Origin of the sequence: Duganella sp. Leaf61, assembly GCF_001421905.1 — a bacterium.
Classification (GTDB): domain Bacteria; phylum Pseudomonadota; class Gammaproteobacteria; order Burkholderiales; family Burkholderiaceae_D; genus Rugamonas; species Rugamonas zoogloeoides.
Genome location: NZ_LMLM01000028.1, coordinates 1 through 25,360, shown reverse-complemented (window position 1 = coordinate 25,360; position 25,360 = coordinate 1). Strand labels below are relative to the sequence as shown.

Genomic DNA, 25,360 nt, shown 5'->3' with positions numbered 1-25,360 from the left:
ATTACACACTCCAGATTATCTGTACCGACCAGGCGGCACATGCGATCAGCCACAGGATGGTGGCTGCTTGCAGGGTCAGGCGAAGGCCGACCGGTTTAACGTAGTCCATCCAGACGTCACGCACGCCAACCCAGGCGTGGTAGAACAGTGCGAACAGGGTCACAGCACTGATCAGCTTGAACCACTGCTGGGCGAACAGGCCTGCCCAGCCTTCATAGCTGAAATTCTGGCCGGTCAGGAAGGTGATCAAGAGGATCGCGGTGTACGCGACCATGACGACGGCGGTCACGCGTTGCGCCAGCCAGTCGCGCATGCCGTAGTGGGCGCCGACGACCAGGCGTTTCGGGCCGACGTTGTTGTTGACGTTATTTGCCATCTCAGAACACTCCAAACAGTTTCATTGCCACCAGCACGGTCAGGGTCAGGCTCAGGGCCAGCACGGCCGCCGACGATTTACGCGCCGAATCCTTGTCCAGACCAATGTGCAGATCCATCACCAGGTGGCGTACGCCAGCGAACATGTGGTGCAGGAAGGCCCAGACCAGGCCCAGGATGATCAGTTTGACCAGCGGGTAGGTGACGAAACCCTGGTAGTGCGCATAGGAGATCTCGGAGCGCAGACTTTCCTGCAGCAGGTACAGGATGAATGGCAGCAGAACGAAGATGATGACGCCGCTGATGCGGTGCAAAATCGACACGATGGCCGACAAGGGCATGCGGTAATTTGACAGTTCGGTAACGTGGATATTACGGAACTCCGGCCGTTCTTTTTTGGGTGCGACCCGTACGGCTTCTGACATAACAAGACCTCCTAAACTTTGACAAAAATTGGGTGAAATCGGATGAAACATTGATTTTCGCCTATTTACCCTCATACGACCAATATCTATTGTTACATATAACCAAAATAGTGTTTTGCAACACACCCCAACGGCCACTTTCCGTAGCTCAACGTATTATCAGCGCAACAATGCTACGGGCATGTGACAGCCCCTACATTGTGCGCCTCTTGCAGTTTTTGTGCACTGCAAGAGTCTCCTGCTCCACTCCATGAGTTCGGTTCAAAGACGGTTCACCGCCCGGGGGCCGGCGCGCTCCCGCAACTGGCTCCCTGTTAACTTAATTCGTTGTGGTAATGATGCTGCTCGGTCAGATACAAGCCGCGGCGCAATTCCACCGGCTTGTCGCCGTAGGTGAACGACACCCGCTCCGACGCCAGCAGCGGCGTGTTGGCGGCGATCTGCAGCAAGGCGGCGGCGCCATCGTCGGCACACACCGCGCGGATTTTTTCGGTCGCCCGTATCATGCGGGTACCGAATTCGGACTCGAACAGGCCGTACATCGGCCCCTTGTACTCGACCAGCCGCTCGGCGGTGAGCCCCTTGAAGGTGGCGCCGGGCAGCCACAGTTCCTCGACGATGGTGGGCACGCCGTCGAACGACTGCACGCGCTTGATGAACACCACGGCATCGCCGGATTTGAGGTCGAGCAGGCGCGCCACGTCGGCGGGCGCGCGCAGGCGCTTGACTTCGATGAACTTGCTTTCAGGGTAATGGGGAACGCCCTCGTCGGGCATCAATCGCAGGAAGCGGAAATGCGCGCGCGCTTCGTGGTGGGTGGACACGAACGTGCCCTTGCCCTGCTTGCGCATCACCAGGTTCTCGGCGGCCAGTTCATCGATGGCCTTGCGCACCGTGCCCTGGCTGACCTTGAAGCGGTTGGCCAGCTCGACTTCGCTGGGTATCAGTTCGCCCGGCTTCCACTCGCCGCTTTGCAGGCTTTGCGTGATCAGCGCCTTGATTTGCTGATACAGTGGGGAGAACGTCGGCGAGGTCGTCGGCGCGTTCGCTGGCACCCCCGTCACTGCCGTGGACGAACCGGCAGCGCCACCGGCACCTGGGGCTGGGCTGTTGCTGTTCGAATTGGGCGGGACGGGATTCATAGACCGAGATTTCACCACAAATACCCCTTGGCGTCCAGCAAAACCGACCCGAACTTCTATGTCTTATATAAGACATAAGATACAATTGACAGAAGCCGGACACAGGCCTACACTCCCCGGCCATGCGCTGCGTAGCGAGTGCACAAAATTGCAGTATGATGTTGGACTGTGTTCGACTCTGTTCTATACCTACTTTGGAGATTCATCATGGCAAAAACCCCAATGCGTGTTGCTGTTACCGGTGCAGCCGGTCAAATCGGTTACGCTCTGCTGTTCCGTATCGCTAACGGCGACATGCTGGGCAAAGACCAGCCAGTCATCCTGCAACTGCTGGAAATCGCCGACGAAAAAGCCCAGAAAGCGCTGAAGGGCGTGATGATGGAAATCGACGACTGCGCGTTCCCGCTGCTGACCGAGATGACCGCCCACTCCGATCCAATGACCGCCTTCAAGGATGTTGACGTCGCCGTGCTGGTTGGCGCCCGTCCACGCGGTCCTGGCATGGAGCGTAAAGACCTGCTCGAAGCCAATGCGCAGATCTTCACCGTGCAAGGCAAGGCGCTCGACGCCGTCGCTTCGCGCAACGTCAAGGTACTGGTCGTAGGCAACCCAGCCAACACCAACGCTTACATCGCCATGAAATCGGCACCATCGCTGCCAGCGAAAAACTTCACCGCCATGCTGCGCCTGGACCACAACCGCGCGCTGTCGCAAATTGCTGCCAAGACCGGCACCGCCGTCAAGGATATCGAGAAGCTGACCGTGTGGGGCAACCACTCGCCAACCATGTACGCCGACTACCGCTTCGCCACCACCGGCGGCAAGGCAGTCAAGGACCTGATCAACGACCAGGAATGGAACGCCAACACCTTCCTGCCAACCGTCGGCAAGCGCGGCGCCGCCATCATCGAAGCACGCGGCCTGTCGTCGGCAGCGTCGGCAGCCAACGCCGCCATCGACCACATCCACGACTGGATGCTGGGCACCAACGGCAAGTGGACCACCATGGGCGTGCCATCGGACGGTTCGTACGGCATCCCTGAAGGCACCGTGTTCGGCTTCCCGGTCACGACCGAAAACGGCGAGTACACCATCGTTCAAGGCCTGGAAATCGATGAATTCTCGCAAGAGCGCATCAACCTGACCCTGAAAGAACTGACCGAAGAGCGCGAAGGCGTCAAGCACCTGCTGCCATAATCGGTTTGCTCTTCATGAATGCTCGTGGAACCGGTTAAGACACCGATCCGCAGCAAGCACCGCGCTGCCAGGAGCAGCGCGGTTTGCGTTTCCGCTCCTGGTACTCTCTCCCCTCCCACCACTACACCCATTTCCTGCATGCATCCATCCGAGGTTTTATTCCAGGGTAATCGCCAGCCGCTCTTGCTGCCAGCTTGCGACCACTACGCCGGCTCCGAAAAGCTGATGCGCAAATCGATCGTCCTGCAACAAGAACTTGGTCCCGTCTTCGACATCACGCTCGACTGCGAAGACGGCGCCAGCGCGGGCAACGAGGAGGCGCACGCCCACCTGGTGGCCGAACTGCTGGCGTCCGGCGACAATCGCCACCACCGCATCGGCGCCCGCATCCACGATGTGCACAGTCCGCACTTTGCCCGCGACGTGGAGATCATCGCCGGCGGCGCCGGCGCTGAAGCGCTGGCCTACATCGCCCTGCCCAAGGTCAACAGCGTGGCCGAAGTGATAGAAGCGATCGCCTTCATCAACGGCCATGCCGGCAAGGCCGGCCGCAGCGACCTACCGGTACACGTGCTGGTCGAAACCCACGGCGCCCTGCGCGACGCCTACGACATCGCCGCCCTGCCCCAGGTCCAGTGCCTGTCGTTCGGCATCATGGATTTTGTCTCGAGCCACTATGGCGCAATTCCCGGCGCCGCCATGCGCACGCCGGGCCAGTTTACGCACCCGCTGGTGGTGCGCGCCAAGCTCGAGATGGCAGCAGCCTGCCACGCCCACGGCAAGGTGCCGTCGCATAACGTCACCACCGAGATCAAGGACCCGGCCGTGGCCGCCAACGACGCCCAGCGCGCCGCTGCCGAATTCGGCTACACGCGCATGTGGAGCATCCACCCCGGCCAGATCAAGCCCATCGTCAAGACCTTTACGCCGCGTCTGTCCGAGGTGAACGAGGCCGCTGCCATCCTGCACGAAGCGGCCAGCGTCCAATGGGGCCCCATCTCCCAAAATGGGCGCTTGCACGACCGCGCCAGCTACCGATATTATTGGACCATCTTGCAGCGCGCCAGATTCGCGGGGCTTACCCTGCCCGAGTCGGCTGCCGCATTGATGCTGCCCACTCCCGTTCACCCTCTGGAACCAAACTGATGTCCATCTCCAAAATCCTGCTGGCCTGCGGACTCGCCATCGGCTCGCTGAGCCTGGCGACCGCGCCGGCAGCTGCTGCCGTCGAAACCAAGCCGGCTGCCAAGAAACCCGTCAAGAAAGCCACCACCAAAGCCAAGAAGGCCGTGGAAAAGCCGGTCGTGCCGAAAGAACCGAATCCGGAAGAAGACGAGCCGGTCATCACCGATTCGAGCGTGACCGAATTCGACTGCGAACTGGGCAACAAGGTCGCGATCTACCAGAACGTGGGCGACGACGAACACATCGCGCTGCGCTGGAAGAAGCGCCTGCACCGCCTGACGCGCGTGGGCACCACCACCGGCGCCCAGCGCTTCGAGAACAAGCTGTATGGCCTGATCTGGATCGGCATTCCGGCCAAGAGCATGCTGCTCGATTCGAAACTCAATCGCCAACTGGCCAACGAGTGCCGCAACCCAGAACAATTGCAGCCGGTCGCCATCACGGAAAAGGCGCCGGAAGCACCAGCAACTGCAGTCCAGTAACGCGTTTTGGCCGGCCGCGCACGCTTGCGCACGGTCGGCACCGATTTAGTTCATCATTTGACGATACCCACTGAAGGAGATGTCATGTCCCGTAACACTTTGAACACGCTCAAGGAATTCAACATTTCGGGCAAGAAGGCGAAGTTCTACTCGCTGCCCGCACTGGAGAAGAGCCTGGGCACCAAAATCTCCCGCCTGCCGGTATCGATCCGCGTGGTGCTGGAGTCCGTGCTGCGCAACTGCGACGGTAAAAAAGTCACCGAAGAACACGTCAAGCAACTGGCCAACTGGGGCGCTACTGCCGAGCGCACCGACGAAATCCCGTTCGTCGTGGCCCGCGTGGTGCTGCAGGACTTTACCGGCGTGCCGCTGCTGGCCGACCTGGCCGCGATGCGCAACGTCGCCTACAAGATGGGCATCAACGCCAAGAAAATCGAGCCGCTGGTGCCGGTCGACCTGGTGGTCGATCACTCGGTTACCATCGACCACTTCCGCGAGCCGGGCGCGCTGGACCTGAACATGAAGCTGGAATTCTCGCGCAATAACGAGCGCTACCAGTTCATGAAATGGGGCATGCAGGCGTTCGACACCTTCGGCGTGGTGCCACCGGGCTTCGGCATCGTCCACCAGGTCAACCTGGAATACCTGGCGCGCGGCGTCCACAAGGACAACGAAGGCGTGTACTACCCTGATTCGCTGGTCGGCACCGACTCGCACACCACCATGATCAACGGTATCGGCGTGGTCGGCTGGGGCGTGGGCGGCATCGAGGCCGAAGCCGGCATGCTGGGCCAGCCCGTGTACTTCCTGACCCCGGACGTCATCGGCGTCAACCTGACCGGCGTGCTGCGCGAAGGCTGCACCGCCACCGACCTGGTGCTGACCATTACCGAACTGCTGCGCAAAGAGAAAGTCGTGGGCAAGTTCGTCGAGTTCTTCGGCGAAGGCACCGAGACGCTGTCGGTCACCGACCGCGCCACCATTGCCAACATGGCGCCGGAATACGGCGCCACCATGGGCTTCTTCCCGGTTGACGACGCCACCATCGAATACTTCGAAGGCACGGGCCGCACCAAGGCCGAGATCGACGCGTTTGCCGCCTACTTCAAGGCGCAGGGCATGTACGGCGTCTCGAAAGCCGGCGACATCGACTACACCCGCGTGGTCGAGCTGAACCTGACCACCGTGACGCCTTCGCTGGCCGGTCCGAAGCGTCCACAGGACCGTATCGAAATCGGCAACGTCAAGGCCAACTTCACCGAGCTGTTCTCGAAACCGACCACCGAAAACGGCTTCAACAAGAACCCGGACGACCTGCAAAAAACCTACACCACGACCGACGGCGTGCATGTGAAAAACGGCGACGTGCTGATCGCGGCAATCACCTCGTGCACCAACACCTCGAACCCGAGCGTGCTGCTGGCCGCCGGCCTGCTGGCGAAAAAAGCCGTGGAAGCCGGGTTGACCGTGGCCCCGCACATCAAGTCGTCGCTGGCCCCCGGCTCGCGCGTGGTCACCGAGTACCTGACCGCTGCCGGCCTGCTGCCGTACCTGGAGCAACTGGGCTTCGGCGTCACCGCCTACGGTTGCACCACCTGTATCGGTAACGCCGGCGACCTGACGGCCGAACTGAACGCCGCCATCACCCAGAACGACATCGTCGCCTCGGCCGTGCTGTCCGGTAACCGCAACTTCGAAGCGCGGATCCACCCGAACATCCGTTCGAACTTCCTCGCTTCGCCACCGCTGGTGGTCGCCTACGCTATCGCCGGCAACATGACCGTGGACCTGATGACCCAGCCGGTCGGCAAGGGCAAGGACGGCCGCGACGTGTACCTGGGCGACATCTGGCCGACCTCGCAGGAGATCGCCAAGCTGATGAAGTTCGCGATGAACTCGAAAGTGTTCAAGACCAACTACGCCGACGTCAAGGGCAACCCGGGCAAGCTGTGGGAACACGTCTCGACCACCGAAGGCCAGGTGTACAACTGGCCGGAATCGACCTACATCGCCGAGCCGCCGTTCTTCGACGGCTTCACGATGGAGCCGGTGGTCACCGAAGCGGGCATCACCAACGCGCGCGCGCTGGGCGTGTTCGGCGACTCGATCACCACCGACCACATCTCGCCGGCCGGTTCGATCAAGGAAGACGGTCCTGCCGGTAAATGGCTGCTGGCCAACGGCGTCCTGAAAGCCGACTTCAACTCGTACGGCTCGCGCCGCGGCAACCACGAGATCATGATGCGCGGTACGTTCGCCAACGTGCGTATCAAGAACCGCATGATCCCGGCCAAGCCGGACGGTTCGGCAGTCGAAGGCGGCATCACGATCCACCAGCCATCGGGCGAACAGCTGTCGATCTACGACGCCGCCATGAAGTACGTGGCCGAAGGCACGCCAACCATGATCTTCGGTGGCGAAGAATACGGCACCGGCTCGTCGCGCGACTGGGCGGCCAAGGGCACCCAGCTGCTGGGCGTCAAGGCCGTGATCGTGCGCTCGTTCGAGCGTATCCACCGCTCGAACCTGGTGGGCATGGGCGTGCTGCCGCTGCAATTCCTCGGCAACGACAGCGTCGAAACCCTGGGCATCACCGGCAAGGAAACCTACGACCTGAAAGGCCTCGAAGGCGACATCAAGCCGCAGCAAACCGCCACCCTGGTGATCCACCGCGCCGACGGTTCGAGCACCGAAGTAAAAGTGCTGCTGCGTATCGATACCCCGATCGAAGTCGACTACTACAAGCATGGCGGCATCCTGCCGTTCGTGCTGCGCCAGCTGCTGGCCGCGTAACGGTCGTTTAAAAAAAGATCGCAGCGTCGTTGCAGCGCCTTGCCGTGCAGGCGCACTGTCTGCGGCGCTGCGCCTCGCTGCGATCATTTTTAAACAACCTCGTGATTGGAAAGCGCCGGACTCGTCCGGCGCTTTTTTTATGGCTGCACCATCGGCGACCTTGTTTTGCGGGTTTCATCTACAATATGGTGCATAAGGGTTATGATCTGCATGACCGATCCGTTTTTTTATCTGCTTTCCCTTACCTGAGACCTTTATAGCGCTATGCGTCGTCCATCTAAAGATTCATCCCAAAAATTGTCCGCCGAGAGCCAGCGCCTGGTCAGCCATGCGCAGGCAGTCGGGCAAGCTGCCAGCCGCCTCGAAGAGCGGGCCTGGGAGCGCAGCCTCGATGCGCAGCTGCAAAAGCTGCTCAAGACCGGCCACCAGGACACCATCGACGCCACCCTCAACGCCCTGTTCCGCGAAGACCTCAACGCCTACGACGTCCTGATGGACGGCGTGGAAGCGGCCAGCGAATCGAGCTCCATCGTTCTGGAAACCGCCGACGGCGTCTCCAAGCCCTACGACGTGCTGCTGGTAGCCGCGCCGATCCTGGCCTGGACCCGCTTTGCCATCGCCTCGGGCCCGATTCCGGCCGATATTTTGAATACGCTGTCGGCCCACTTCTCGGCCCACCTGCTGGCCGATGGCACGCAGATGGCCATGTCGCCCACGCTGTTCTCGATCGACCAGCTGCCGCGCAGCCACGTGGAAACCTGGGGCAAGGTGCACAAGCTGGCGCAGGCCGCCCTCAAGGGCACCGTGCTCAAGGCCAACACCAAGGTGCCGGAAACCGCGCCATTCCTGGCCGACACCCGCTACCTGATGGTGGCCGTGGTGGCGCCGGCCGGCGCCCCGCTGTTCCGCTGGCAGATGCCGGCGCACCAGGCCAACTTCGCCACCGAGCGCGCCAACGTGCTCGAACAATGGCGCGCCCAGGCCACGCCTACCGTCAACCGCCTGCTGCCCGGCTGCGGCGTGGAACTGCTGCTGCCCGAAGCGTATTACATGGCCTGCCGCGAAGCGGACAAACAAATCCGCCCGGTCTCGATCCGCGCTGCCGTGCATTATCTGACGCACACGCTGTCGATCGAACCGTCGGAACTGCGCGCCGTGATCGCCGGTTTTGGTGAAGAGAATGGCGAAGGCCAGATCGACGAATACCGCGTGGCGTTCACGCGCCGTTCGTCGCCGGACGTGATCTACGGCGTGGTGTGGCCGCTGTATGGCCAGGAAGACGAAGAAGGCACGCCACCGGAAGGCCCGGCCGCGATTTTGCCGGCCACGCAAAAGCCGGTCACGCCGATGGACGACATCGTCAACCACCTGAACGAAGCGGGCATCACGCAGATCAAGCGCCATGCCGAGCGTTACGTGGTGGAGTTCTGCGACGACTGCGGCGCACCGCTGTTTGCCGATCCGGTCGGAGAACTGGCGCATGCCGAGATGCCGGAAGATACGCCTAGCGGCACCGAGCACTTCCACTGATAAAAAAGGCCCCGATCACGTCGGGGCCTTTTTTTTCTGCGTTACCAGTTCGAGAACGGATGCCTGACCAGGTTGGAGTTGTAGTACCGCGCATCGTCGGTCACCTCGTCCGCAATCCACTCGGGTTTGTCGAACGCCTCATCCTCGGCCCGCAGTTCGATCTCGGCCACCACCAGCCCCGCATTCGCACCGAGGAATTCATCGACTTCCCACACGTGCGCGCCGACGGCGATCTTGCGCCGGTACTTTTCGATCAGCGGCTGTTCGCACAGGCCGTCGAGCAGTTCCGCCGCGTCCTGCACGGGAATCGGATACTCCCATTCGCCGCGCACAGCGCCCACGCTCTTGCCCTTGATGGTGATCACCGCGCGGTCGCCCTCGATGCGCACGCGCACCGTGCGCTCCTTCTGCGACGACAGGTAGCCCTGGCGGAAGAACACCGGTTCGCCCAGCGTCTTCCAGGCATCGCCCTGCACCAGGAACTTGCGCTCGATTTCGACGCCCATGATCAGTAGTCGTCCAGCGACAGCAGGATCGGTTGCAGGATGGCTGCGCCGAGCGCAGCGGAGCGTGCGCCATTCCAGCCCACGCGCACGTCGGGCAGATCGGCGTTGTCCTTGAACGGCATTTCCAGCGTGAGCGCCAGGCAGCCGAAGTGGTGGCCCACGTACTTGGAAGCGAGCGTGAGCATGTCTTCCTTGTACTTGCTGGCCGCGTAGCCGAACTTGTCCTGGAAGTCCGGGCTGGCGTTTTTATAACGGTCGATGAAGGCCTGCTGCTTGGCGCGGCGTTCGTCGCTGAAGTTTTCCAGCATCTCGTTACCGGCCACGAAGTTGTACGGTAGCGCCTCGTCGCCGTGGATGTCGAAGAACATGTCGATGCCCGTCTCGTGCATCTTCTGTTTTACGACCAGCACTTCGGGGCTGCGCTCAACGGTTGGCGTCATCCACTCGCGATTGAGGTTGGCGCCGGCCGCGTTGGTGCGCAGGTTGCCGCGCACCGAGCCGTCCGGGTTCATGTTCGGCACGATGTAGAACACGCAACTTTGCAGCAGCTTGCGCGCGATCGGATTGGCGTCGTCGAGCAGCGAGTCGATCAGGCCTTCGACAAACCATTCGGCCATCGATTCGCCCGGGTGCTGGCGCGCGATGAACCAGATTTTTTTCGGCGCATCGGGCTGGCCGATCACCACCAGGTTCATGTCGCGGCCATCGACCGTGCTGCCCAGGTCTTGCACCTTGGCCAGCGGGTGCTCGCCCACCTCGCCCAGCAGGCGCAGGTGACGCTCGAACGAGTATGGCTCGAAATAGGCGTAGTAGATGCTGTCGGTATCGGGCGTGTGCTTGATGGTCATGACCGCGCCGTCGAACGTGGTGGGCACGCGGAACCAGGTTTCGCCATCGTAGCTGGCCACGGCGTTGTAGTTTTCGTAGCCCTTGGCGTAGGTGGCTTCGCCGGCGTTCAGGAAGCGCATGCGCACCGCCTGCCCCGCTGCGCCTTGCAGGCGGAAGTGGAACCATTGATGGATGTCCGCGTGCGAGTCCTTGCGCAGCTTGAGGTCGATGGCGTCGGCGGTCTCCGCGCGCACGACTTCGATGGCGCCGGAGTCGAAATTCTGGCTGATTTTGATGGTCATGTCGATCCAATAGATGATTATCGATCGCGCTATTTTACCAGCATGGTCCCTTCGCGTTTATAGCGGGCATGCCATGCCAGCGCCTGTTCCAGCACGTGCGGCGTCTGGCCGCCGCCGGCCAGCGCCTGTTCTACATACGCGCGCAATTGCGGGCGATAGTCGGGGTGGGCGCACTGCTCGATGATGAGCGGCGCGCGCTCGCGCGGGGCAAGGCCGCGCAGGTCGGCCAGGCCCCATTCGGTCACCAGCACATCGACATCGTGCTCGGTGTGGTCCACGTGCGCGGCAAACGGCACCACGCTCGATATCGCCCCGTCCTTGGCTACCGACTTGCTGACGAAAATCGACAGCTGGCCATTGCGGGCGAAGTCGCCCGAGCCGCCGATGCCGTTCATCATGTGCGTGCCGCCCACGTGGGTGGAGTTGACATTGCCGTAGATGTCGAATTCCAGCGCCGTGTTGAGCGCGATGATGCCGAGCCGGCGCACGATTTCCGGGTGGTTGCTGATCTCCTGCGGGCGCAGCACGATGCGGTCTCGGTACTGCTCGAGGTTGGCGATGAAGCGCTCGTGGGTGGCGGCCGTCAGGGTGATCGACGAGGCCGAGGCCACGGCCAGGTGGCCCGAGTCGAGCAGCGCGATGGCGCTGTCCTGCAGCACCTCGGAATACATGGTCATGTCGCGGAACGACGAGGCAGATAAGCCATGCAGCACGGCGTTGGCAATCGTGCCGATACCGGCCTGCAGCGGCAGCAGTTGCGGTCCCATGCGCCCTGCCGCCACTTCGCCCTCTAAAAATGCCACCACGTGGCGTGCAATGGCGTCGGTCTCCGTATCGGGCGGCAGCGCGTTGGACGGGCTGTCGGCGCTGTCGGTGATGACGATGGCGGCAATGCGCCCCGGGTCGATGGCGATCGCGGTGGCGCCGATGCGCTGCAGCGGCGACGTCAGCGGAATCGGCGCGCGTTCGGGCCGTGCCTGCGGCACGTAGATATCATGAAAGCCTTCCAGCGCCAGCGGCGCGGCCAGGTTGATCTCGATGATCACCTGCGCCGCCTGCTGGGCGAAACTGGCCGTGTTCCCGACCGACATGGTGGGGATGATGCTGCCGTCTTCGGTGATGGCCACCGCTTCGATCACGGCGATATCGACAGGCTTGAGGTCGCCCGAACGCAGCTGCTCGGCGGTCTCGGACAGGTGCTGGTCGATGAACATCACCTCGCCCGTGTTGATCTTGCGGCGCAGCGCGGCGTCGGCCTGGAACGGCATGCGCCGTGCGACCACGCCGGCATTGGCCATCAGGCCGTCGCTGTCGTTGCCCAGCGAGGCGCCGGTGAGCAGGGTCAGGTGCAGAGGCGCCTGGCGCGCGCGTTCCACCAGCGCCAGCGGCAGCGCCTTGGCGTCGCCGGCGCGGGTAAAGCCGCTCATGCCGACGGTCATGCCATCCCTGAACAGCGCGGCGGCGCGGTCGGCGGTCATCACCTTGTCCATCAGTGTTGCAAGGCGAATGCGGTCTTCATACATGGTGTGCTCCTCGATCTTCTTATAGAGTTTCAGTATAGAATTGCCGAGTCAGTCGCTTTATGACTTAAATTCCTGTTCTCCAGTCGCTTTATTCATGGACCTCCGCTCGCTGCGCTATTTTGTCGAAACCGTGCGCCTCAACAGTTTTACCCAGGCGGCGGAGTCGCTGCACGTCACCCAGTCCACCATCAGCAAGATGGTGCGCCAGCTGGAACAGGAAACGGGCGCGCAGCTGTTGATACGCGACGGCCGCAAACTGGCGCTGACCGACATCGGCCGCGTGGTGTATGCCCGCGGCGAAGACATGCTGGCCTCGATGCGGCGCCTGGCGCAGGAAGTGCACGACACGCAAACGGTGGAGCGCGGCCAGCTCACGGTCGGCATCCCGCCCATGATCAACCTGCTGTTTACGCCGGTGTTGAAGGCATTCCGCGAACGCCATCCGCAAATCGCCCTCACGCTGCTGGAAGACACGGGTCAGGCCATCGAACGCAAGGTAGCAGCGGACGAGCTGGAAATCGGCCTGACCGTGCTGCCGGCCGATCCGGCGCTGGCACTGCAAACGGCCACCATCGCCAGCTACCCGTTATGGGCACTGGCCGCGCAAGGCACGTTCCGCAAGGGACGGGCGACATTGCCCTTCAAGGCGCTGAACGGATTGCCGCTGGTGCTGCTCACCGACGATTTCGCGCTCACGCGCAGCCTGCGCGCGGCATTCGGCGCAGCCGGATTCGAGCCGCAGGTGGCGGCGCAAAGCGGGCAATGGGACTGGCTGGTCGCAATGGCGTCAGCCGGCATGGGCGTGGCGCTGCTGCCGGAACCGTTCATCGGCCGGTTGGCCTCCGGCCCGCTGGATGCGGTCCGGCTGGTGGAACCGGCGCTGCCATGGCAGCCAGCCCACGTGTGGCAAGGCGGCTACCTGTCGCACGCGGCGCGCGCGTGGCTCGACGTGTGCGAGGAAGTGCTGGGGGCCGCTGCGGGTTAAGCCGGTGACAGTGGTGGCAACGTGTGCAGCGCTACGCCTTCGATCAGATCCACCTTCGATTCCCACGGCCTCGGGGCGATCATGCGCTGCGCCTCTTCATACCCGGCCTGCCAGCGCGCGTTGATGCCGCTCGAGGAAAAATCGATATCCTTGGTATGGTCCTCGCCGCCGATGCGCGGCGCTACCAGCGACAGCACGTGCATGGTGGTGCCGCAGCCCCAGCACGACAGGTCGCGCACTTCGGGCAGCTCGGCCACGTCGGCCGGCAGGTGCAGGCTCAGTTCGCGGATCACGTGACGCAGCCGGTGCAGCTTGCGCTGCTGCTCGATATTGCTTGAGCGGCTCGCGTACTGGATCTCCTTTTGCTTGTCGAGCACGTCGAGGATGCTTTGCGGCTCGGTACCGTCCGGGTTCCACACCTGTACCGAGAAGATCACCGAACTGCGGCGCGGCTCGTCGTCGAGCACCGCTTCGATCGGCGTGTTGGAATAGATGCCGCCATCCCAGTACGGTTCGCCATCGATGCGCACGGCGGGAAAGGCCGGCGGCAGCGCGCCCGATGCCATCACGTGGTCGGCGGTGAGCACGTCGCGGCTGCTGTCGAAGTAGCGCATGGCGCCGGTGCGGGCGTTGACCGCGCCGACCGTGAAGCGCGGCTGCTGATGATTGAGGTAGTCGTAGTCGATCAGTTGCTCGAGCGTGGCGCGCAGCGGCGCGGTCTGGTAGAACGACGCGTGTTCCACGCCGACCTTCGCGTCCGGATTCCACCAGGCCGACAGGTTGGGCTCGAAAAAGGCGGGAATGCCCTGCCCCACCGTGAGGGCATTGGCCACGCTGCGCGGCAAGGACGTCACCCCGAGCGCGTTGCGTTCCATGCGTTGCCAGAACTGGCGCAGGCGCTCGAGGCGCTGCTCCGGTGGATTGCCGGCGATGATGGCGCCGTTGATGGCGCCGATCGACGTGCCGATCACCCAGTCGGGTTCCAGCCCCGCCTCGTGCATGGCTTGATAGACGCCCAGCTGGTAAGCGCCCAAAGCGCCGCCGCCCTGCAGGACCAGGACAACCTGGCCAAGCTGGGCAGAGTTTGAAACGGATGCGGGGGTGCGGTTCAAACGGTACTCCACGTTGGTGGCAACGTGGAGATTGTAGTGCAGTTAAGCGACTTCCACACCACGCGCCTTGAGCGCAGCACGCACACCGGCGCCGTAAGCCGGATCGGCCTGGTCGAAGTGGCCCAATTGACGGGCGATGATCTCGGCGCTCACCTGCGACAACGGACCGGCGATATTGTCGAACAGGTTCTGCTGCTCTTGCGCCGGCATCAGGCGGAACAGGTTGCCCGCTTGCGTGTAATCGTCTTCCTTGCCGCGACCGTCGTAGCGCCCTGCCGCGCCGTGCAGCGCCAGCCCCGGTTCGCCGTGACCCATGCCTTGCGGGTTGCTGCCGTTGCTATCGACCGGCTGGTAGTTCTGCGCCGCGCCGCCGTTGGCGATTGCCATGGCGCCGTCGCGCTGCTGGTTGTGGAACGGGCAGCGTGGCGCGTTCACCGGCAGGTGCTGGTGATTCACCCCCACGCGGTACAGCTGGGCGTCGTGGTAGGCAAACAGGCGCGCCTGCAGCATCTTGTCCGGCGAGTAGCCCAGGCCCGGTACCACGTTGGACGGCGACAATGCAGCCTGCTCCACCTCCGCGTGGTAGTTGACGGGATTGCGATTGAGTTCGAACACGCCGACCGGAATCAACGGGAAGTCCGCGTGCGGCCACACCTTGGTCAGGTCGAACGGGTTCCAGCCGGTGCGCTGTTCCCATGCCGCCAGCTCCGCTTCGGTGGCCACTTGCAGGCGCACGTCCCAGCGCGGGAAGTCGCCGGCCGCAATCGCGCCGAACAGGTCGCGCTGGGCGTAGTCCGGATCTTCACCGGCGATGCGGGTGGCCACGGCAGCCGGCAGGTTCTTGATGCCCTGCTGCGTCTTCAGGTGCCACTTGCAGTACACGCGCTCACCCGCCTCGTTGATCAGGCTGAAGGTGTGGCTGCCGAAACCGTCCATGTGGCGGTAGCCGTCCGGCGTGCCACGATCCGAGAACAGCATGGTGACCTGGTGCAGGCTTTCCGGCGTCTTGCTCCAGAAATCGAACATCATGGTCGGCGACTTCAGGTTGGTTTGCGGATCGCGCTTCTGGGTGTGGATAAAATCGGGGAACTTGATGCCGTCCTTGATGAAGAACATCGGCGTGTTGTTACCGACCAGGTCCCAGTTGCCATCCTCCGTGTAGAAGCGCATGGCGAAGCCGCGCGGATCGCGTTCGGTATCGGCACTGCCTTTTTCGCCGCCCACGGTGGAGAAGCGCACGAAGGTCTCGGTCTGCTTGCCGATGCTCGCGAACAGCCTGGCCTTGGTAAAACGGGTGATGTCGTGGGTGACGGTGAAGGTGCCGTAGGCGCCCGAACCCTTGGCATGGACCACGCGCTCCGGAATGCGCTCGCGGTTGAAGTGCTGGAGTTTTTCAAGCAGGTGGAAGTCTTGCAGCAGCAGCGGGCCGCGCGGGCCGGCGGACAGCGAATTCTGGTTGTCGGCAACCGGGATGCCGGAGGCGGTGGTGATCGGTGGCTGGCTCATGCTATGACTCCTCGTTGTTTAATAGACTGAAGCTATTTTAAACGCTGGATACGATAAATAAAAACTATAAATATCTATGGCTTTCATAGATAACACCAATAACTACCGACAATAAAAAACCGGGGACGCACCCCGGTTTCATTGCTTGCTCCGACGATCAGACTTCGGCGATACGCTTGCGGATATGCGCCAGCGCGTCTTCCACCTGGTCGATCAGGATCAGGCACAAGTCCCCTTCCTGCAGGCGGCCCAGCGCCGTATCGATGGCGAGGAACTCGCCGTAAATCTCCTGCACGTGCGACGTGCGCGGCGCGCCTTGCAGGCCGGAGCGCAGCAGCGCCACCACTTCGCCATCGACGCGGCCGCGCTGGCACGCGTCTTCGTACAGCAGCACGTCGTCGAACGCACGGCCGAGGATTTCGGTCTGCTGGCGGATGTCTTCATCGCGGCGGTCGCCGGCGCCCGAGATCACCACGCCACGGCGCTTGGCCGGCATGGTTTCCACGGCCTGCACCAGCGCCAGGATGGCATCCGGATTGTGGCCGTAGTCGGCGATCACGGTCGCGCCCTTGTAGTCGAACACGTTGAAACGGCCGGGCGCATTGTCGGAATCGTTGGCGAAGGTTTTCAGGCCCAGGCGGATCGACTCCCAGCTGATACCCACGCCCCATGCGGCAGCAACCGACGCCATCACGTTCTCGACCTGGAAGCCGATGGCGCCGTTGCGGGTGATCGGCACTTCCGACAGCGGAATCCGTACCTGCTGCTTGCCTTCGGCAGCCACCAGGTGGCCGTCCGCGACGTACACGGTGCGGCAGCCCTGCGCCAGGTGGGTGGCGATGACGGGATGGCCGGCGTCCGCGCCGAAGTAGATGATCTTGCCCTTGCAGTTGGCGGCCATGGCGGCGACGATCGGATCGACCGCGTTCAGCACCGCGTAGCCGTCTGCGGCGACGTTCTGCACGATCACGCGCTTCAAGACCGCCAGGTCTTCCACGGTGGTGATGTAGTTCAGGCCCAGGTGGTCGCCGGCGCCAATGTTGGTCACCACCGCAACCTGGCAGCGGTCGAAGGCCAGGCCTTCGCGCAGGATGCCGCCACGGGCGCTTTCGAATACCGCCGCGTCCACGTCCGGGTGCAGCAGCACGTTGCGCGCGCTGCGCGGGCCGCTGCAGTCGCCGCTGTCGGTCTGGCGGCCTTCGATGTATACGCCGTCGGTATTGGTCATGCCGGTGCGCAGGCCGCTGGCCGTGAGCAGGTGCGCGATCAGGCGCACGGTGGTGGTCTTGCCGTTGGTGCCGGTGACGGCAACGACCGGGATGCGGCCATTCTCGCCCGGCGCGAACATGGTATTGACGATGGCTTCACCCACGGCGCGGCCCTTGCCGTACGACGGCGCGATGTGCATGCGCAGGCCGGGGGCGGCGTTGACTTCCACCACGCCGCCGCGACGATCGTCAAACGGTTCGAGCACGCCTTCGCACACCACGTCCACGCCGCAGATATCGAGACCGATCATCTGCGCCGCTTCCACCGCGCGCGCCGCCACTTCCGGGTGCACGTCGTCGGTCACGTCGGTGGCGGTGCCGCCGGTGGACAGGTTGGCGTTGTTACGCAGGATCACGCGCTGACCCTTGCCGGGCACGGAGTCCGCTTCCAGGTCTTGCAGCGCCAGGCGCGCCAGGGCGATGTCGTCGAACCGGATCTTGGTGAGCGACGTCGAGTGGCCACTGCCACGGCGCGGGTCGGCATTGACCAGGTCCACCAGCTGGCGCACCGTGTGCACGCCGTCGCCAACCACTTGCGGCGGGTCGCGCCGGGCGGCGGCAATGAGCTTGTTGCCGATGACGAGCAGGCGGAAATCATGGCCCGGAAGGTAGCGCTCGACCATCACGTCGTCGCGGAATTCCTTGGCGGTGCGGAACGCCTGTTCCAGGTGTTCCTTCGTATTGACGTTGACCGTCACGCCCTTGCCCTGGTTGCCGTCCTTCGGCTTGACCACGACCGGCATGCCGATGTCCTGCGCGGCTTGCCAGGCGTCCGCCTCGTCTTCCACGGTGCGGCCGTACGGGACCGGCACGCCGGCCGCGTGCAGCAGCTTCTTGGTCAGTTCCTTGTCCTGGGCGATCGATTCGCCGATGGCGCTGGTGGTGTCCATTTCGGCAGCCTGGATGCGGCGCTGCCTGGAGCCCCAGCCGAACATCACCATGCTGCCTTCGGTCAGGCGGCGGATCGGGATGTCGCGCGCCAGCGCGGCGTTGACGATGGAACCGGTGCTCGGGCCCAGGCGCACGTCTTCGTCGAGGTCACGCAGTTCGCTCAAGGCGGCGTCGAGGTCGAAAGCGGTGTCGTTCAGCGCAGCGTTGATCAGGTTCTCGGCCATGGTGACGGCCAGGCGACCGACGGCTTCCTCCGAGTATTCCACCACGGTCTGGTACACGCCTTCTTCCGGCGTGGCGGTGGTGCGGCTGAAGGTGACCGGGCAGCCGGCTTGCGCCTGCAGGCTCAAGGCAGCGGCTTCGAGCACATTGGCCAGCGAGATGGTTTCACCGGTGGCGTGCAAGGCGCCGACCGCCGGGAAGCGCGCGTGCAGGCGCTGCTCGAAGCCGGGCAATTGCGCGATGGCGCGCTGGTCGGGCGGGCACGATACAACCACTTCCATGGCGGTGTGGTGGCTCCAGAGATTCGGGCCACGAAGGGCGCGGGTGCGGATGACTTCCATAAATCTGCTTGTTCTTTCGTATCAGTGATGGATGCGCTTCGGATTCGCATCGAAGGTGCGCAAACCGGCGGCGATCAGTTCCGGCGTCAGGCCCAGTGCCCAGCCGGCGGCAATCGCGGCCAGCACGGCCTCGGGCGGCACCAGCGGCGACAGCGGCAGGCTGACCATGTCCACGTAGCCCTGGCCCAGCACGATGGTGCGCTGGTCGCCCTGGGTGCGCTGGAACACCACGCGCGCGCTGTCCTGGCGGTGCTGGACGATGGCCGGCAGGTGCTCGTCCACGCCGTAGAAAATCACTTCGCCGTCGCACAAATCTGCCATCTCCACCACTTGCGGATCGGCGGCGTTGAGCACGGCGGCGCCGCTGGCCAGCACCACGTCCACCTGGGTGCGCAGCACGTTGTACAGTTTGTCGTCGGTGTCGATGTGGAACTCGGCCACGTCTTCCAGGCCGGCGACATCGGTCACCACGCCCACCGTGCACTTGTCGTAGGCCAGGCCTTCGGTGAGGATCATGCGCGCGCTCGATTCGAACACCGCCGCTTCCACGTTTTTGTTGAGCAGCAGGCGCTCGCCGGTTTCCCAGTCGGACAGGCCGTCGCGCGACAGCAGGCGGCTGTTCACGTACAGGCCGTCGGCGCAGCTCACGCCGACCTTCTTGCCGCCCACTTGCAGCAGCCAGGCGATCAGGCGCGCGGCCATGGTGGTGCCATGCTTGCCGGTGATGCCCACGACCGGAATGCGGCCCGTCTCTCCCTCCTTGAACAGCTGGCCGACGATGGCGGCGCCGACGTTGCGCGGCTCGCCGTGTTCGGGTTTCAGGTGCATCAGCAAGCCGGGGCTGGCGTTCACTTCAATGATGGCGCCGCCCTGCTCGTGCAGCGGACGGGTGATGTCGGACGCCACCAGGTCGATGCCGGCAATGTCGAGGCCCACCACGCGCGCGGCCAGCGTGGCCATGGCGGCGACTTCCGGGTGCACCTTGTCGGTGACGTCGGTGGTGACGTTGCCGTTGGCCTGGATCAGCACCTTCTGGCCGTCCAGCGGCACGGAAAACGCGTCCATGCCCTGGCGCTTGAGTTCCAGGATGGTTTCGCCGGCTTCCGCCGGCTTGATCAGGCTGAGGGGAAAATCTTCTTCCTCGCCACGGCGCGGATCGATATTGATGTGCAGATCGACCAGCTGCTGGATGGTGTGGACGCCGTCGCCGGTGATCCACAAGGCTTCGCCGGCGGCGGCGGCGATCATGCGCTTGCCGACGACGAGCAGGCGGTGTTCGTTACCGACGATGAAGCGCTCGACGATCACGCTCGCGCTGTAGCCTTCGTCGGACGCCAGCGCATAGGCGGCAGTGACGTCGGCTTCGGTCATCAGGTTGAGCGACACGCCACGGCCATGATTGCCGTCGTACGGTTTGACCACGACCGGCAGGCCGATGTCCTGCGCGGCTTCCCACGCAGCTTCGGCGCTGGTGACCAGTTCACCTTCGGGCACCGGCACGCCGCACGACGACAGCAGCGACTTGGTCAAATCCTTGTCGCTGGCGATGCCTTCGGCAATCGCGCTGGTCTGCTCGGTTTCGGCGGTCCAGATGCGGCGCTGCGCGGCGCCATGGCCCAGTTGCACCAGGTTGCCGTCAGTGAGGCGGATCGAAGGAATCGCGCGGTCGGTGGCGGCATCGACGATGTTGCCGGTGCTCGGGCCCAGGCACAGCGTTTCGACCAGGTCGGTCAGTTCGGCCACGGTGGCGGCCAGGTCGTAGGGCTGATCCTCGATCATCGCCATCAGGAGGTCGCGCCCGGCGGCCAGGGCGGCGCGGCCGACCTGTTCCTGGCGGGTGCGGAACGCCATCTTGTAGTAGCCGGTGTCCGTGCCGATCTGGCGGGTTTTGCCGAAGCCGGTCTTCATGCCGGCCAGGTTTTGCAGCTCCAGCACCACGTGCTCGAGCACGTGGCCGGCGTAGGTGCCGTCGCGCAAGCGCTCGAGGAAGCCGCCCACCTCGCCCACGCCGCAGCGGTGCTCGAGCAGGCCCGGCAGGATCGTGGTCAGGCGCTCGTACAGGCCCGGCAGCAGGTTGGACGGATATTGTTCCAGCTCGCCAATGTCCAGCCACGCCTCGATCACCGGGCGATAGGTCCAGATATTGGGGCCGCGCAAATGGGCGACGCGGAGGATTTCTATGCTTTTCTTCTTGATCATGTTTCGAACTTTATAACTTCGTTATCGGCTCGGGCCGTGGCCGCGCGCCGTATTTTAAACCCTGTAATATCGCTGTCGCCAAATCACATTTGGCATCACCCGTGTCCTGATCAAGTTCATCAAGCAGTACCAGCGTCTTTGTCCGTGCGTTATACTTGCCGCTACAACAAATAAGTCAGTACTGACTTAACTTCTGTCAATTTATTAGCGACAGAATACCGTAATTCATTACTTTTACCAGAGACAATGCGCGATTGAATTCCTGCACTGTCGCTGCCATGTAAGTAAGCACTTAACCACGCACCCAAGCACACAACGCTTTTTTCCCGAATCCGGAGTACGCCACACAATGACAAGCCAACAACTTTCCACCATATCGAGCGTCGGCGGCGAGCTGCCCGACCGCTGGCGTTCCGATATACAGGCACAACTTTCCCAAGGGGAAAACGTTGTAAGTGCCCTGGAGGTTGACCTGGATCAGCAACTTCGTTTCGCCAAGGGTGTAGTCGTGATTACCAACACCCGCCTGCTGGCGCGCGCGCCGGGCCAGGAGCAATGGCAGGCATGGCCGTTCTCGTTCGATCTGTCGCTGGAACACCACGATCACGCGGGCGTGGGCCACCTGGAGCTGGTGTCCGCGCGCGGCCGCCTGGCCGCCTGGCGTTTTACGCTGGGCCAAAACCTGCAGGCGATCCGCCTGGTCGAACACTTTGCCGCCCAGCGCGACAGCCACTCCAGCGGCGAGCCGGTCATCAGCGACGACACCAATGTGTGCCCCAGCTGCAAGGCGCCGCTGGAACCGGACCAGGAAGAATGCCCGGTCTGCACCAAGGTGGTGTACACGCCGCCGTCCACCTGGACCCTGTTCCGCCTGTGGCGCTTCGCCCGCCCCTATAAACTGCAACTGGGCCTGGGCTTCCTGCTGATGCTGCTGTCCACCGGCGCCCACATGATCCCGCCGTATCTGACCATTCCGCTGATGGACAAGGTGCTGATTCCGTACCAGAACGGCACCCCGGTCGATTCGAGCCTGGTGGCGCTGTACATGTCCGGCCTGGTGGGCGCGGCCGTGCTGGCGTGGATTTTCGGCTGGGCCAAGACCTATGTGCTGGCACTGGTCTCCGAGCGCATCGGCGCCGACCTGCGCACCGAGACTTATGACCACCTGCTGCGCCTCTCGCTCGAATACTTCGGCGGCAAGCGCACCGGCGACCTGATGTCGCGCATCGGCAGCGAGAGCGACCGCATTTGCGTGTTCCTGTCGCTGCATTTGCTCGACTTCGCGTCCGACTGCCTGATGATCATCATGACCGGCGTGATCCTGTTCTCGATCGATCCGTATCTCGCCATCTTCGCGCTGGCGCCGCTGCCGTTCATCGCCTGGCTGATCCACCTGGTGCGCGACCGCCTGCGCACCGGTTTCGAAAAGATCGACCGCGTGTGGGGCGAAGTGACCAACGTGCTGGCCGATACCATTCCCGGCATCCGCGTCGTCAAAGCGTTCGCCCAGGAGACGCGCGAAGCGGCGCGCTTCCGCACCGCCAACAAGCACAACTTGGCAGTCAACGACAAACTGAATAAAATCTGGTCGCTGTTCTCGCCCACCGTGTCGTTCCTGACCGAACTGGGACTGCTGGTGATCTGGGTGTTCGGTATCTACCAGGTCTCGAAGGGCAATATCACGGTCGGTGTGCTGTCCGCGTTTATCGCGTACTCGAGCCGCTTCTACGGCCGCCTCGATTCGATGAGCCGCATCGTCTCGGTCACGCAAAAATCGGCGTCGGCTGCCAAGCGTATTTTCGATATCCTCGACCACGTGTCGTCGGTGCCCGATCCGGTCAACCCGGTCAAGCTGGCCAAGGTGGAAGGCAATATCACCTTGCGCGAAGTGGGCTTCCGCTACGGTAACCGCGCGGTCAATCGCGGCATCAACCTCGATATCAAGGCCGGCGAAATGGTGGGCCTGGTCGGCCATTCGGGTTCGGGCAAATCGACGCTGGTCAATCTGATCTGCCGCTTCTACGACGTGGCCGAAGGCGCCATCATGCTCGACGGCGTCGATATCCGCTCGCTGGCCATTTCCGACTACCGCCGCCAGATCGGCCTGGTGCTGCAGGAGCCGTTCCTGTTCTTCGGCACCATCGCCGAGAACCTCGCCTACGGCAAACCGGATGCCACCCGCGCCGAGATCATGGCCGCCGCCCGCGCCGCACACGCCCACGAATTCATCCTGCGCCTGCCGCAGGGCTACGATTCGATGGTCGGTGAACGCGGCCAGGGCCTGTCCGGCGGCGAGCGCCAGCGCATCTCGATCGCGCGTGCGCTGCTGATCGATCCGAAGATCCTGATCCTCGACGAAGCTACCGCCTCGGTCGATTCGGAGACCGAAAAAGAAATCCAGCGCGCGCTGGAAAACCTGGTCAAGGGCCGCACCACGATTGCGATTGCCCACCGCCTGTCCACGCTGGCAAAGGCGGACCGCCTGGTGGTGATGGATCGCGGCGTGGTGGTGGAAGAAGGCGCCCATGATGAACTGATGGCCAAGGAAGGCGCGTACTACCGCCTGGTACAGGCGCAAGCCCGCAACGTGGACACGGACCTCGACGACCGTGGCAGCAAGGATTGAAGCAGATGAGCATTAACTTTGAACTGATACGCAACCCCTTCGGCAAACTGGTACTGACCACGCTTGATGGCGTGGTCCACGAAGGCGTGGCGGCGGTGCGCGCCTTCCCGGTGCAGGCGCCGGAAGACGGCATCGCGCTGGTCAACCACGACGGCAAGGAAGTGGCCTGGATCGACCGCATCGAGGATTTGCCGGCAGCGGTGGGCGCGCTGGTGCGCGAAGAATTGAGCGGGCGCGAATTCATGCCCGAGATCAGCCGCATCGTGGCCGTGACCAGCTTTGCCACGCCGTGCACCTGGACCGTCAATACCGACCGGGGCGACACCGAATTCGTGCTGCGCGGCGAAGAAGACATCCGCCGGCTGACGGCCGATACGCTCCTGATCTCGGACATCCACGGCATTCACTTCCTGGTGCGCGATGTGCGCGAGCTGGACAAGCACAGCAAGAAGATACTGGACCGGTTCCTCTGAACCGCTGACGGCCGTGGGCAACGGCCGACTTTGACAACAGGAAAACGGCTGCTTGAGCCACATCAAGCCAATGATGCAATGTCGTTGCAATCAAGCGGCCGTTTTTCTATCTTGATCTATCCAACACGTGGGCTGAGTGCCCGCAGACCTTATCTCACACCCCGCCAAAACACAACATATTTGTTGTACAATTCCTGTGAACATGAGCCATGAAATACAGCGAATTCCGTCGATGGCTGCTCAAGCAGGGAGCTCAGTTTAGCCGGGGCAAGGGAAGCCATCAACGGGTATTCCTGAACGGTAAGTGGACCATGTTTCCATATCATGGCGCGAAAGAGATCGGCGTCGGGCTGGTCGAGAAAATCAAGAAAGACCTTGGTCTGAAATAGCAGCACGCAATATCGAGCGCGCCGGTTGTGCTTGAACTGAATACCTGGAGGCACAAACATGTTGAACTACCCAATCACGCTCACGCCAGATTCCAATGGCACCTACCTGGTGGGATTCCCGGATTTTCCCGAAGCGAACTCTGTCGGGGATGATAAGGAAGACGCTTTGCGAAACGCTGTCGATGCGCTAGAAACTGTGCTGTCGATTTACTTCGATGAGCGGCGGCCTGTTCCACTGCCATCAACTGCCGATGTGGGCGATGCAGTCGTCACGCTGCCGGCGCTCGAAACGGCAAAGGTTTTGGTATGGAACGAGATGTTCGAGCAGAATCTGCGCAAGGCAGATCTCGCGCGGGCATTGGATGTCCATACGCCGCAGGTCGATCGGCTGTTCGATCTGGGGCACTCGTCAAAAATCGAATTCGTGGAACAGGCCGCAAAGGCGCTCGGCAAGAAGCTGCAAGTCACGCTTGTTTGATGGCAGGATGAAGTACGGCTGGGCTCTTCGGATATTACTTGGCCGGCACCCCGGCCTGTTTTTTCGCCAGCATGTCCGCCACCGGGTTGTCCGGATCGGCAGCCAGGGTCCAGTTGCCGCTTTCGATTTCGGACGGACGCACGTCGCGCTGGTTGCCGAGGTTGACGCCAAAGCTGTAGCGCAATTCGGGGTTGCGCTGGGACAGCCGTTCGAGCGCCTCGAAAATGATGCGCATATCGATGTCGTTGGAGCTGTCCGTCAGGCTCCGCTCCAACCGGCCCACCAGTTCGGCGTTGACGCTGCGGCCGGCCTTGCCAGCTTCTGCCTTCAACTTTTCGAACAACGAAAACGGCATGCGGAATTGACTACGATAGATGTTTGTCATGACGCTATCTTGGCATCAACGCGGCAAAGCCGCTAGTGCCTGAAATTCTCAAAATAGTGACAAAACGGTTGGGAATGGGGATGCGGACCTTTTCTTGGACTGGTTTACATCGTTAAACCCAAGCTTTCACGATACTCGATCGGACTCAGATAGCCAAGAGAGCTCTTGATGCGCTTTTCGTTGTACCAGCGAATGTA

General features: G+C 62.8%; 22 protein-coding genes. 10 read left to right on the top strand and 12 right to left on the bottom strand.

Annotation, left to right across the window (positions count from 1 at the left end; translation table 11 throughout):
* Position 1: 1 nt before the first annotated feature.
* The 3 genes from sdhD to ASF04_RS15215 form a co-directional block, all read right to left on the bottom strand.
* Positions 2 to 376 carry a succinate dehydrogenase, hydrophobic membrane anchor protein gene (sdhD, locus tag ASF04_RS15225; RefSeq protein ID WP_019920493.1) on the bottom strand — a complete coding sequence of 125 codons (375 nt, stop codon included), beginning with the start codon at positions 374 to 376 and terminating at the stop codon, positions 2 to 4.
* Between the two features lies 1 nt (position 377).
* Positions 378 to 800, bottom strand: a complete 423-nt coding sequence (gene sdhC, locus ASF04_RS15220; RefSeq protein ID WP_056143309.1) for a succinate dehydrogenase, cytochrome b556 subunit — start codon at positions 798 to 800, stop codon at positions 378 to 380.
* 314 nt (positions 801 to 1,114) lie between these two features.
* A complete protein-coding gene (locus tag ASF04_RS15215; protein ID WP_056143307.1) occupies positions 1,115 to 1,942 on the bottom strand; it encodes a GntR family transcriptional regulator in 828 nt (275 codons plus the stop codon).
* A gap of 207 nt (positions 1,943 to 2,149) precedes the next feature.
* Here ASF04_RS15215 and ASF04_RS15210 point away from each other — a divergent pair, with 207 nt between their 5' ends.
* From ASF04_RS15210 to ASF04_RS15190, 5 genes are all read left to right on the top strand, one after another.
* On the top strand, positions 2,150 to 3,139 hold the full coding sequence (locus ASF04_RS15210; RefSeq protein WP_056143304.1) for a malate dehydrogenase: 990 nt from the start codon (positions 2,150 to 2,152) through the stop codon (positions 3,137 to 3,139).
* 138 nt (positions 3,140 to 3,277) lie between these two features.
* Entirely contained in the window at positions 3,278 to 4,285 is a 1,008-nt protein-coding gene (locus ASF04_RS15205) for a CoA ester lyase (protein ID WP_056143299.1), read from the top strand.
* Positions 4,285 to 4,806: a hypothetical protein gene (locus ASF04_RS15200; RefSeq protein WP_056143295.1), complete on the top strand. Its 522-nt coding sequence runs from the start codon at positions 4,285 to 4,287 to the stop codon at positions 4,804 to 4,806. The genes ASF04_RS15205 and ASF04_RS15200 overlap by 1 nt, the downstream gene beginning before the upstream one ends.
* An 84-nt stretch (positions 4,807 to 4,890) precedes the next feature.
* On the top strand, positions 4,891 to 7,599 hold the full coding sequence (gene acnA, locus ASF04_RS15195; RefSeq protein ID WP_056143291.1) for an aconitate hydratase AcnA: 2,709 nt from the start codon (positions 4,891 to 4,893) through the stop codon (positions 7,597 to 7,599).
* Between the two features lie 264 nt (positions 7,600 to 7,863).
* Entirely contained in the window at positions 7,864 to 9,129 is a 1,266-nt protein-coding gene (locus ASF04_RS15190; protein WP_056143284.1) for a DUF2863 family protein, read from the top strand.
* Between the two features lie 41 nt (positions 9,130 to 9,170).
* On the opposite strand, the gene ASF04_RS15185 is transcribed toward ASF04_RS15190, so the two are convergent.
* Genes ASF04_RS15185 through ASF04_RS15175 form a run of 3 tightly spaced genes read right to left on the bottom strand, consistent with a single transcriptional unit; the run spans position 9,171 to position 12,288 of the window.
* Positions 9,171 to 9,635, bottom strand: a complete 465-nt coding sequence (locus ASF04_RS15185; protein WP_056143281.1) for a CYTH domain-containing protein — start codon at positions 9,633 to 9,635, stop codon at positions 9,171 to 9,173.
* A 2-nt stretch (positions 9,636 to 9,637) separates the two neighbouring features.
* Entirely contained in the window at positions 9,638 to 10,765 is a 1,128-nt protein-coding gene (locus tag ASF04_RS15180) for a M14-type cytosolic carboxypeptidase (protein WP_056143278.1), read from the bottom strand.
* Positions 10,766 to 10,794: 29 nt separating this feature from the next.
* Positions 10,795 to 12,288, bottom strand: a complete 1,494-nt coding sequence (locus tag ASF04_RS15175; RefSeq protein ID WP_056143276.1) for an acetyl-CoA hydrolase/transferase family protein — start codon at positions 12,286 to 12,288, stop codon at positions 10,795 to 10,797.
* Positions 12,289 to 12,382: 94 nt separating this feature from the next.
* On the opposite strand from ASF04_RS15175, the gene ASF04_RS15170 reads away from it, so the two are divergent.
* Positions 12,383 to 13,273, top strand: coding sequence for a LysR substrate-binding domain-containing protein (locus ASF04_RS15170; RefSeq protein WP_056143274.1), 891 nt, complete (start codon positions 12,383 to 12,385; stop codon positions 13,271 to 13,273).
* Here ASF04_RS15170 and ASF04_RS15165 read toward each other — a convergent pair.
* From ASF04_RS15165 to cphA (ASF04_RS15150), 4 genes are all read right to left on the bottom strand, one after another.
* Positions 13,270 to 14,385, bottom strand: coding sequence for a patatin-like phospholipase family protein (locus ASF04_RS15165; RefSeq protein WP_056143271.1), 1,116 nt, complete (start codon positions 14,383 to 14,385; stop codon positions 13,270 to 13,272). The genes ASF04_RS15170 and ASF04_RS15165 overlap by 4 nt on opposite strands.
* Before the next feature lie 42 nt (positions 14,386 to 14,427).
* A complete protein-coding gene (locus ASF04_RS15160; RefSeq protein WP_056143268.1) occupies positions 14,428 to 15,891 on the bottom strand; it encodes a catalase in 1,464 nt (487 codons plus the stop codon).
* Positions 15,892 to 16,048: 157 nt separating this feature from the next.
* Complete coding sequence (cphA, locus tag ASF04_RS15155; protein ID WP_056143265.1) at positions 16,049 to 18,613, bottom strand: cyanophycin synthetase; 2,565 nt, start codon at positions 18,611 to 18,613, stop codon at positions 16,049 to 16,051.
* Between the two features lie 21 nt (positions 18,614 to 18,634).
* Positions 18,635 to 20,812: a cyanophycin synthetase gene (gene cphA, locus ASF04_RS15150; RefSeq protein ID WP_056143262.1), complete on the bottom strand. Its 2,178-nt coding sequence runs from the start codon at positions 20,810 to 20,812 to the stop codon at positions 18,635 to 18,637.
* A 349-nt stretch (positions 20,813 to 21,161) separates the two neighbouring features.
* Here cphA (ASF04_RS15150) and ASF04_RS15145 point away from each other — a divergent pair, with 349 nt between their 5' ends.
* From ASF04_RS15145 to ASF04_RS15130, 4 genes are all read left to right on the top strand, one after another.
* The gene (locus ASF04_RS15145) at positions 21,162 to 23,438 is read left to right on the top strand and encodes an ABC transporter ATP-binding protein (protein WP_082488796.1); all 2,277 of its coding nucleotides are present in this window, start codon (positions 21,162 to 21,164) and stop codon (positions 23,436 to 23,438) included.
* Between the two features lie 5 nt (positions 23,439 to 23,443).
* Entirely contained in the window at positions 23,444 to 23,911 is a 468-nt protein-coding gene (locus ASF04_RS15140) for a DUF1854 domain-containing protein (RefSeq protein WP_056143258.1), read from the top strand.
* Between the two features lie 209 nt (positions 23,912 to 24,120).
* Positions 24,121 to 24,300: a type II toxin-antitoxin system HicA family toxin gene (locus ASF04_RS15135; RefSeq protein WP_056143255.1), complete on the top strand. Its 180-nt coding sequence runs from the start codon at positions 24,121 to 24,123 to the stop codon at positions 24,298 to 24,300.
* Positions 24,301 to 24,358: 58 nt separating this feature from the next.
* Positions 24,359 to 24,778, top strand: a complete 420-nt coding sequence (locus ASF04_RS15130; protein ID WP_056143250.1) for a type II toxin-antitoxin system HicB family antitoxin — start codon at positions 24,359 to 24,361, stop codon at positions 24,776 to 24,778.
* Between the two features lie 34 nt (positions 24,779 to 24,812).
* Here the strand turns inward: ASF04_RS15130 and ASF04_RS15125 are convergent, their stop codons facing one another.
* Together ASF04_RS15125 and ASF04_RS26890 are read right to left on the bottom strand one after the other, a co-directional pair.
* Positions 24,813 to 25,163, bottom strand: a complete 351-nt coding sequence (locus ASF04_RS15125; protein ID WP_082488795.1) for an Arc family DNA-binding protein — start codon at positions 25,161 to 25,163, stop codon at positions 24,813 to 24,815.
* A gap of 104 nt (positions 25,164 to 25,267) precedes the next feature.
* On the bottom strand, positions 25,268 to 25,360 hold a 93-nt coding region (locus tag ASF04_RS26890), incomplete at its 5' end, for an IS3 family transposase (protein WP_156368535.1).